The organism is Paraburkholderia bannensis NBRC 103871 (genome assembly GCF_000685015.1).
Taxonomy (GTDB): domain Bacteria; phylum Pseudomonadota; class Gammaproteobacteria; order Burkholderiales; family Burkholderiaceae; genus Paraburkholderia; species Paraburkholderia bannensis.
The window spans coordinates 63,165-72,680 of the sequence record NZ_BAYA01000034.1 but is presented as its reverse complement, the minus strand read 5'-3'; the positions used below and the strand labels follow the sequence as shown (position 1 = coordinate 72,680).

Here is a 9,516-nt window from a genome sequence, read left to right as displayed (position 1 = left end):
TTATCAAGGACACCGGTGAGGCACACCTCTCGGGCGCGAAGCAGGCACAGCTGATCGGCCCCGGCGGCAAGGTCACGATTGATGCCGCCGGGATCACTCTCGAAGGCACAGGCATCTACCTGAAGGCCCCGGTCATCAGCATGAGCGGGGGCAGCGCGGGCGGGCTGGCACCGGTGACGGAGGCAGACTCAGCGCCGACCTGCCCATCGTCATCAACCGGTGCCCAGAAAACGACGACGTGCACCCCGGTGGATCTGGCGACTGGCCAGAAGGTGCTCGTGCATGGGGATTTCAGCCTGCCAGGCCGAATTGCGATCGACTGGGGGCGTAGTTACCGCAGTGCCGACCAGCGCGCGGGCACGCTCGGTGTGGCATGGCGTTTGCCGTATTCGAGCGAAATCCGCCGCGACGACACGCAACTGATGTACTACGATGCCGATGGCCGTCGTCTGAACTTTCCGCTGCTCGAACCCGGCCAGGAGCACTTCCACCCCATCGAGAAGTACACGCTTGTGCGCGGCCCGGACATGGGTGCGTGGGCGACCTATACCGTGCAGTTCGGCAATGGCGTGCAGGAACATTACGCCATTCACCCGACCGGCGACACGCGCTGGCAGCTCCAGCGCGTAAGCGACCGCGACGGCAACGTGCTGTCCCTCGGCTATACGCCCGAAGGCTGGCTCAACGAGGTGCGCAACAGCGTCTATACGGTGCGCTGCAAGCTGGACGACGCAGGCCGCATCACGGCGGTGTACCTCGACGGCCACGGCAATCCGCTGCTCGCGCACTACGCCTACGACGCGAACGGCGATCTGGTCGAGGCGACCGACCGGGCAGGCCGTACCTGGAAGTATGCGTACCGCCAGCATCTGCTCACGGCCTACCGCACACCCTCGGGCGCGATCCATCTGTCCGAGTGGGATGGCGACACGCCGCAGGCGCGCGTGACGCGCACATGGGCCTACGACGAGAGTGCGAAGGACGGCCAACGCGCCATCACGCGCGAGACGCGCTTCGCCTACCAGCCCGTGAGCCAGACGACGCGCGTCACGGACGGCCTGGGCCGCACCACCGAGTATCACTACAACGGCCTGTGGGCGGTGGATCGCATCCTGTATCCGGATGGCAGCATGTGGCTGACTCACTTCGATGAAACCGGCAGCGTGAGCGGCCATACCGACGAGCTGGGCCGCGTAACCCGGATGGTCAACGATAGCCGGGGCAGCCCGACCACTATCATCGATGCGGCGGGCAACATCACACGCATGAGCTACAACGACCTGAATCTGCCCGTGCAGGTTACCGACCCGGCGGGCCAGGTGTGGCAGCGAGCGTATGACGACGGCGGCCACCTCACGACCGAGACGAACCCGCTCGGCAACACGACCGCGTACACGTATGCAAAGGGCCTGCCTGCGACGCGCACCGATGCGCTGGGCAACGTCACGGCGATGCAGTGGAACGACGCCGGGCAGCTCGTGGCGCGCACCGATTGCTCGGGCCACACGACACGGTACGCCTATGACGACGAGGGGCGGCTCATCACGACCACCGACCCGTTGGGCAACGAAAGCTGGCAGGGCTGGGACGCGGCGCGCGGACGGCTGGAGAGTGTGACACCGGCGGGCCTGGGCGCGTGGAGCGTGGGCTACGACAGCGCGGGCCGCATCAATACCTACACCGATCCGCTCCGGCGCGTCACGCGCACGCAGTGGGATGCGTACGACCAGCGCCTGAACGTGACTGATCCGGCGGGCGGCACGAACGGCTACGGTTACGATGCGCTCGGGCGGCTGACGGCGCTGACCAACGCGAACGGCGAGCAGACCACCTTCGAATACGACAGCCGCGACCGGCTCATTGCGCAGACGGGTTTCGACGGACGGCGGCAGACGTACCGCTACAGCGCGGCGGGCGAGGTCGTCGCGCGCACCGACCACGGCACAGACGGCCAGATCACGACCGACATTGCCTACGATGCGCTGGGCCGCCCGGTCGAGCGGCATTCCAGCGACGGGACGCACGCAAGCTACCGCTACGATGCGCGCGGGCTGCTCACGCAGGCGCAGGCCACCGTGCCCGGTGAGGAACCAAGCCAGGTCACCTTCGAGTATGACGCGGCAGGACGGCGCACGGGCGAGACGCAGGCGCACCACGGCAAGGTCTGGCGGCTCGCGCACGAACTGGACGCGCTGGGCCACCGCAGCCATACGCACCTGCCCGACGCCGGGACGCTCACCTGGCAGCGCTACGGCTCGGGCCACGTTCACGGCGTGCTGTTTAATGGCCAGGCGCTGGCGGCGTTCGAGCGCGACGCGCTGCACCGCGAAACGCTGCGCACGCAGGGGCCGGTGGCACACACCTTCAGCTACGGCCCGGCGGGGCTGCTGGTGGCGCACCACTGGCAGGGGCTGGACGGCAGGGGCCAGGCCGCCGAGGCGGCGAACGTCTGGCGAAGCTGGGAGCATGACCGCGCGGGGCAGATCACGGCGCTGCACGATGCGATGCGCGACAGCCGTGCCTACCAGTACGATCCGGCGTCGCGCCTGACAGCGGTGAATGCGGGACGTGGCAGTGAGACATTCGCCTACGATCCGGCGGGGAACCTGCTGGCCGTGGGGCAAGGCAAGGTGACGCACGTGGGCAAGGTGCGGGGCGACCGGCTGCTGTCGCTCGTGACGCCGGAACATGCCGTCGAACAGCCCCCTCAGTACAGCTACGACGGCCACGGCAACCGCATTACCACGACGATTCCCGGCGCCACGCAGCCCGGCACGCCGCAGGCGCTGGCTTCACGCTACCGCTACGATGGCTTGCACCAGCTCAAGGGCATCGAGCATGCAGACGGTGGAGCGAGCCATTACGAATATGACGCGCTGGGACGGCGCACGGCCAAGCATCACACGGACGCGAACGGACGGGCCGCGACGACGCTGTTCGTGTGGGACGGCGACTGGATGGCGCAGGAGCTCCATGCGGGGCATGCGAAGCCGGTTACGTATGTGGCCCACCCCGACCATGCCGGGCCGCTCGCAAAGCTCGACGGCGCGAAGGCGTACCACTATGTCACCGACCACCTGGGCACGCCGCAGGAGGTGTACGACGAAAAGCGGGAGATTGTATGGGCGGCTGACCTGAGCGCCTACGGCAAGACACGGCACTATCTGAAGCATGAGATCGACAATCCGCTCCGTTTCCCCGGTCAGTACTTTGATGCGGAAAGCGGGCTGCACTACAACCGCTTCCAGTACTACGATTCGCAGGTTGGAAGGTATATCAACAAGGATCTAATCGGACTCGCCGGTGGCGTCAATGAATATTCATATGTCGCAGGAAATCCCGTGCGAAGGTTTGACTACCTGGGCTTGTATTTCGGTATCGATGATGCGGTTTTTTCTGGGGGGGCGCCATCGTCGGGGTAATTGGTCAAGGCGTTGGCGATCTAATCACTTGGCAGTTGTCCGGATGGGAAGACTATGCTGGCTCAGCTGTTGGCGGAGCTGCGGGCGGTGAAGCCCTGTTGTATACAGGGCCGATTGGTGCTGGCACGGTTGGTGGATTAACGACCAATCTAACGAAGCAGGGACTTAAGCGTCTCACAGGAAAGCAATGTCATTTCAATTTTACATCCACAGTTGTAGATACAGGCATCGGTGCGGTGACGGGTTTTATTCCAGGCTCAAAAATTCCTGGACTAACTTCAGGGCGCGGGAATTTTAATTCCATTTTTAAGCAAATGGTTACCAAGGCCCAAAATGGAACTGCATCAAGCATCACCGGCGCCACCGCGACAAAAATTTTTGTTGGTCGTTCAGTTGACACGGCACTTTTTCCTGGGACAGGTGCTGGAGCTGTTGGGGGATTTGGGGTGGGTAAAATTGAAGATTATTTCGGAGTTTCCGGTGATGGACAATGCACATCAAAATGATATCTCCGAAAAATCAGAAATTTGCATCAGGGCCGATAAATGGGCATACATTGCCTGGCTTGTTTTGATCGGTGGCACCCCATTCTTGATTTCCATTTTGACGGTTATTTTTTTGGGTGACTACGATAGTTTTAAAATGCTTGCTCTTTGTAGCGCAATAGAGATTTTCTTTTTTATATATTTGAATAGACAACTTATAAAATTAAATACATCAGAGCTGGTGGTTCGCAAGCTGCTTTCAACTAAGACTTATTCGAGACCCAGCTTGCTGTCAGCAAATCTCTCGCTCACGAAAGATGGGCGCATTAATAGATTTGAACCATTAAGCAAGCTAACAATAAAAATGCAAGATAGAGATATTATTATCAATGCAAAATTATTTAAACTTAACGAGTTGCAGGCCCTTGCAAAGGACATCAACACCTCACGCCGTGAATAGCAAGATTATTGTCTATTGGAATTGTATTTAAAATGGCCAACCCAGCCGCAACCATCGGAACTCCCGCTACCCACGGGGGCGCAGTCTCGACCGCAACCCCTTGCGTCACGATTGGTGGCATCCCGGCCGCCCGCGTGGGCGACAGGGTGACATGCGCCATGCACGGCCCCGCCGTTATCACGAGCGGCGGGCTTGGCACCATTGACGGTCGCCAGATTGCTCACCATGGCAGCAGTACGTCATGCGGCGCGATGCTCGTCGTTGCTGGCGGCGGCCCAACCGTGTGAATTCCGGGCGACAGGTAGATGGATCTTCGCGTTGATCATGTTGCGATCACCAAAGCCATCGTAGCGATTCGCCAAACTCCGCGCAGGCTTGCTTTCCGATGGAGGTTTGATATTCATAAATGAGGTTAACGGATGGACAAAAAGGAAGCGCGCATACGGATTGACGAGATGCTTTCCTCAGGAGCCAAGAAGCAGGACGTATGCGCCACGGGCATACGTCTGGTTTGTGCGCAACCGCCTGTTCCCGGACTTTGCATTCATTTCGCCCCGGAAGATGAGCGGGAAATATGTATTTCTGGACTGAGCGCAATCGGCGACGATCGCCCCAAGAAGTCCATCCCGCTTTCGATCACCACGAATCTCAAACCTGACGCGAGCATCACGAAGTACATTGCGGCTGCCCTTACCGTTGGCTCAATGGCCGTTCTCACGATGCCCGTTCCGGCGCGCAGACCCACTCCGGATACGGGGACGCAGTGGGACGAGCCGGATAGCAGGAGGCGTAGACTGGCTGACTGGTGCGCATTCTTCGCACCACGCTTAACGCGATGATCCGCAACTCAACACCGTGGAACTCTACCGACGCTTGACTTCGAATACGGTTGCTTTCCCTTCCGCCGCAAAGAAAAGTAGGCGCCGCCCCGCACAGGGGCGACGCTTGCAGACCGACACGACCTCAAGGAAACGCCAACGACCCAAAACTACCCTTCAAAAACATGATGCAACGCGGGTACCGTGCCCCCTTCCCGCACGGTAATCTCAAACACCTTCCTCTGCCTGCTAGAAGGCCTGACATCAGCAGCATCGAGATAAAACTGCCCATACCAGTCTCGCATCTGATAGAGCGGCCCATCGCCCTCACACAGCAGCGGATTATCAATCCGCGTCTTGCTGTCCCAGATCGCCACATCCTCATAAAACGCCGCCTGCGCCTGCGCCACATAAGCCCTTGCGATCTCCAGATTCTGTTCCTCCGAAACACCAGGAATCTTCTTGACCATCACGCCATACCGCAGCTCGAAGCTGTTCATATCAACAGGCACATGGCAATTCAGCAGAATCGAGTGAATGGGATGCCCACCGCTCTGCCCAGTCATTTCAGTAACGTGATACGCCGGCCCAAAATAAGTTGACAACGCAACCAGCTCATCGCCCCCAAGCCGCGCACTGCGCCCCACAAGCAGCTGCGTAGCCTTATGATCCTCAAAAAGATTCGCGAAATAATCGACAGGCGCCGCATGCACAGTCGCAAAATGCGCCATATCCGAGATGTTATCGACAAGCTCGCGGCAATTCGTGTTAATCAGCATCTTGTCGACGACCCAGTCCGACCACTCATCGGACTCACACGCAGCAATCGCAGGAATCGCCACGTCGTCAGGCGGCGCGGCGCCTTCAGGATCGTGCCAGACAAACAGCAAGCGATTCTGCACACAGGTATGCCAGGTGCCAATCTTCGCCTTAGGTGGAATGCGCTTGCAATAAGGAATCGACTGGCATTGCCCATCGCCATCCCATTGCCAGCCATGAAACGGACAAACGAGCGTATCGCCTTCCACGCGGCCCGTGGAGAGATCGCCGCCCATATGCGGACAGAATCCGTCGACGATACGAATAGCCCCCGTGGAATCCGCAAACGCGGCCAGGCGCCGGCCGAACACATTGAGCGTATGCGGCTGGCCATCCTGATAGTCGCTCGCGAGGCCAAGGCAATGCCAGCCTCGGGCATAGCGCTGCACGAGCGGCTGGGCTTCGATCTTGTAGGGACGTGCGGACATGGTTCTCCTCCTGTTTGAATGGAACGCGCGGCTCCTGCCACGTTAGACGGGCAGCGCGCGCCATTCATCGTCCCGACGGACTAGGGACGAACGAGGAGATCAACGCAGGGAGAACAGGCCCAAAAGGCCCGCGCAATCAGTCGTCGCAGGTAATGTCCTGCTTGCGCACCACGATGATGATGGGATAGGTGCCATGCTCCAGCTCGACGCGTGCAACCACGGTGGTCGTCACGGGGTCGCTGTCGTCGTACACGCTGACTTTATCCTTGCGCAGATTGACGAGGCCCACGCAGCGCGAGGCGCGGCCGTCGTCGCCCACCTGGCAGTCGATCTGATGGTCAGCGAAATAGCGGTAGCGGTCGCGCTCCGGCAGCGCGAGGTATTCGCGCATGCTGGCCGCCGCGCCGCCGACGCCGCTCACGCGGCCAATCGAGCATTCCTGTTGCGGGGCCGCGGCGTCGCTCGCGGTCTGGGCGTGCGCGAGCGGGCTGGCAGCAACAACAAGCGCGGCGCATGCCGCGGCGAAGAGAGTTTTCATGGCGCGAATCACGGTAATCGAAGCAAAGCCCCGATTCTAGCCGGATCGCGCCACGCTGGACGGGAGTCTCGCAGGCCGTGCGCCCGGAATCAGCGCCCTGCCTGCGCCACCGCCGCGCCGCGCACCGCTGCGTCGCTGCCCTGCGCCGCGCGCCGTTCGGCCCGCTCGACGCCCAGCCACGCGGCCAGCGCGGGCAGCAGGAACACCGCGCCGAACAGGTTCACGAGGAACATGAACGCCAGCAGCACGCCCATATCCACCTGAAATTTAAGCGCCGATCCGGCCCACGTCCCCACGCCGATAAACATCGTCACCGCCGTGAAAAGCGCCGCCGTGCCGCGCTGGCGCATCGCCGCGCCGAATGCTTCCGGCAGGCTCGCACCCGCGCGCAGTTCGTGCTGCAAGCGCTCGTAAAGGTAAATACCGTAGTCGACGCCCACGCCCACGCCTAGCGTGATGACCGGCAGCGTCGCCACCTTCAGGCCGATGCCTAGCCACGCCATCACCGCGTTGCAGAGTATCGACACGATCGTGAGCGGCACGACGATGCACAGCACCGCGCGCCACGAGCGGAACGTCACGAAGCACAGCAGCGCAATCGCCCCGAAAATCGACAGCAGCATGGCGATCTCCGCATCGGCGACAGCTTCGTTGGTCGCCGCCATCACGCCCACGTTGCCCCCCGCGAGGCGAAAGGCCACGCCCTTCGTTTCGTCTTCGGCGGCAAAGCGCTTGATCTCGTCGACGATATGCGCGATCGTGCGGCCCTCGTGGTTGTCCGTGTAAATGAGCACCTGGATCGCCTGGCAGTTCTCCGTGTTCATGCCGTTGTCCGGGTCGAACGCGCCCGCGCCCTGCGTGAGCCCGTCGCTCGAACGCGGCAGCGCGGCCCAGCGCGGGTTGCCCTCGTTGAACGCCGCAATCGACACCTTCGCCAGCGACGGCACGCTCACCACCGACTGCACGCCCGCCACGCCGCGCATCTGCATTTCGAACCGTTCGATGGCGCTCATCACCGGGTAATGGAGGCAGGCGTCGTCGTAGCCTTGCGTCTCGACGATCACGGCCAGCGCGTCCACACCGATGTTGTACTGGCTCGTAATGCGTGCGTTATCGAGGTTGTAGCGCGACGTCGCGCGCAACTCAGGCGCGCCCGAACCAATATCGCCAATCTGCAATGCGCGCGAAGCCTGTGCGCCGAACGCGAGCAGGCCCAGCGCCAGCGCGAACACACCCAGCGCGGGCAGCGGCCGGGCGAACACGCCAAATCGCGCCCAGCCGTCCGACTTCGCACCGCTGCGGCGTTGCGCGACACGGCTTTGCGCACGCACCAGCGCGCCGCGTTCGAGCCGCGTGTACGAAAGCAGAATCGGCAGAAACACCTTGTTGGTCACGATCATCAGCAGGACGCCCAGGCACGCAGTAATGCCCAGCTCGCGCACGATGTCGATGCGGATGCGCATGATGACCATGAATCCCAGCGCGTTCGTGAGCAGCGCGACAGTGCCCGGCACGAACAGCTTGCGGAACGCGTCGCGCGCCGCATCCGCCGACGACAACCCCGTGGCCAGCGCCTGTTTCCACGCGTTCGTCATCTGCACCGCATGCGATACGCCAATCGAAAAGATCAGGAACGGCACGAGAATCGACATCGGATCGATGCCCAGGCCCAGCATCGGCAGCGCGCCCAGCAGCCACACCACGGGCAGCAACGCCACGCACAACGCCAGCGCCGTCGTCCGCAGCGAACGCGTATAAGCGAGCAACAACAGCGCCGTGATCGCAAACGCAATGCCGAAGAACACCATCACGCCTGCGATGCCCGCCTCGACGTCGCCCACCAGTTTCGCGAAGCCGATGATGTCGACTTCGACGTTCTGGCTCGCGTAGCGCGCGCGGATCTGTTCCAGTTGTTTCGCCACTGCGCTGTAATCGAGCCGCTTGCCGGTCGCCGGATCGGTCTCGCGCAGTTCCGCACGGATCAGCGCCGCCTTCAGGTCGTTGCTGACCAGGCGTCCGATCTGGCCCGAGCGCGCCACGTTGCGGCGCACCTTGGCCAGGTCGGCGGGATTGTTGCTGCTGAACTGGCCCGGCACGACGACATCGCCGCGAAAGCCTGCCTCCGTGACCTCGGTGTAGCGCACATTCGGCGTGAACAGCGAAAACACCCGCGAGCGGTTCACGCCTGGAATGAAGAACACGTCGTCGGTCGCGTGGCGCAGCGCGTCCATGAACGGCTCGTTGTAGATATCGCCCTGGCCCTTCCAGCGCAGGCTCACCAGCACGGTGTTCGCGCCCGGAAAGGCGCTGGCGTAGCGGTTGAACACCTGCATATACGGGTGTTCCATCGGGATCATCTTGTTGAAGCCGGGGTCGAGCCTCAGCCGCGTGGCCGAGTAGCCGAAAGCCGCCGTGAGCGCCACGCAGAGCGTGAGCAGCACGAGACGATGGCGCATGATCGCGCTGGCGCAGCGGTCGACGAAGCGCGCGAGCGCGGAAGTGCGGGGAGTGGCGGTCATGGGCAAACCTTTTGTTTCGGAGTACGA

Annotated in this window: 7 protein-coding genes; 4 read left to right on the top strand and 3 right to left on the bottom strand. The window is 62.1% G+C overall.

All coding sequences use genetic code 11. From position 1 onward, the window contains the following. The 4 genes from BBA01S_RS43910 to BBA01S_RS46215 all read left to right on the top strand — a co-directional run. Positions 1-3,422, top strand: a 3,422-nt coding sequence (locus tag BBA01S_RS43910) for an RHS repeat-associated core domain-containing protein (protein ID WP_167336070.1), incomplete at its 5' end; no start/stop codon positions are given. A gap of 35 nt (positions 3,423-3,457) precedes the next feature. Next, positions 3,458-3,928: a hypothetical protein gene (locus BBA01S_RS47180; RefSeq protein ID WP_156966165.1), complete on the top strand. Its 471-nt coding sequence runs from the start codon at positions 3,458-3,460 to the stop codon at positions 3,926-3,928. Next, positions 3,906-4,367, top strand: a complete 462-nt coding sequence (locus BBA01S_RS47175; protein WP_156966164.1) for a hypothetical protein — start codon at positions 3,906-3,908, stop codon at positions 4,365-4,367. Before BBA01S_RS47180 ends, BBA01S_RS47175 begins: the two co-directional genes overlap by 23 nt. Before the next feature lie 32 nt (positions 4,368-4,399). Continuing rightward, a complete protein-coding gene (locus tag BBA01S_RS46215; protein ID WP_084162701.1) occupies positions 4,400-4,654 on the top strand; it encodes a PAAR domain-containing protein in 255 nt (84 codons plus the stop codon). A gap of 701 nt (positions 4,655-5,355) precedes the next feature. Here the strand turns inward: BBA01S_RS46215 and BBA01S_RS33300 are convergent. The 3 genes from BBA01S_RS33300 to BBA01S_RS33290 all read right to left on the bottom strand — a co-directional run bounded on the left by BBA01S_RS33300 (position 5,356) and on the right by BBA01S_RS33290 (position 9,489). Beyond that, entirely contained in the window at positions 5,356-6,432 is a 1,077-nt protein-coding gene (locus BBA01S_RS33300) for a Rieske 2Fe-2S domain-containing protein (RefSeq protein WP_027820218.1), read from the bottom strand. Between the two features lie 136 nt (positions 6,433-6,568). Then, on the bottom strand, positions 6,569-6,970 hold the full coding sequence (locus BBA01S_RS33295) for a hypothetical protein (protein ID WP_027820217.1): 402 nt from the start codon (positions 6,968-6,970) through the stop codon (positions 6,569-6,571). 89 nt (positions 6,971-7,059) lie between these two features. After that, the gene (locus tag BBA01S_RS33290) at positions 7,060-9,489 is read right to left on the bottom strand and encodes an efflux RND transporter permease subunit (protein ID WP_027820216.1); all 2,430 of its coding nucleotides are present in this window, start codon (positions 9,487-9,489) and stop codon (positions 7,060-7,062) included. Positions 9,490-9,516: the final 27 nt, after the last annotated feature.

Excerpts from the sequence above, each read along its gene's own strand:
- BBA01S_RS47175 (WP_156966164.1), top strand. The coding sequence starts at position 3,906 with ATGGACAATGCACATCAAAATGATATCTCCGAAAAATCAGAAATTTGC.
- BBA01S_RS46215 (WP_084162701.1), top strand. The coding sequence starts at position 4,400 with ATGGCCAACCCAGCCGCAACCATCGGAACTCCCGCTACCCACGGGGGC.
- BBA01S_RS33300 (WP_027820218.1), bottom strand. The coding sequence starts at position 6,432 with ATGTCCGCACGTCCCTACAAGATCGAAGCCCAGCCGCTCGTGCAGCGC.
- BBA01S_RS33295 (WP_027820217.1), bottom strand. The coding sequence starts at position 6,970 with ATGAAAACTCTCTTCGCCGCGGCATGCGCCGCGCTTGTTGTTGCTGCC.
- BBA01S_RS33290 (WP_027820216.1), bottom strand. The coding sequence starts at position 9,489 with ATGACCGCCACTCCCCGCACTTCCGCGCTCGCGCGCTTCGTCGACCGC.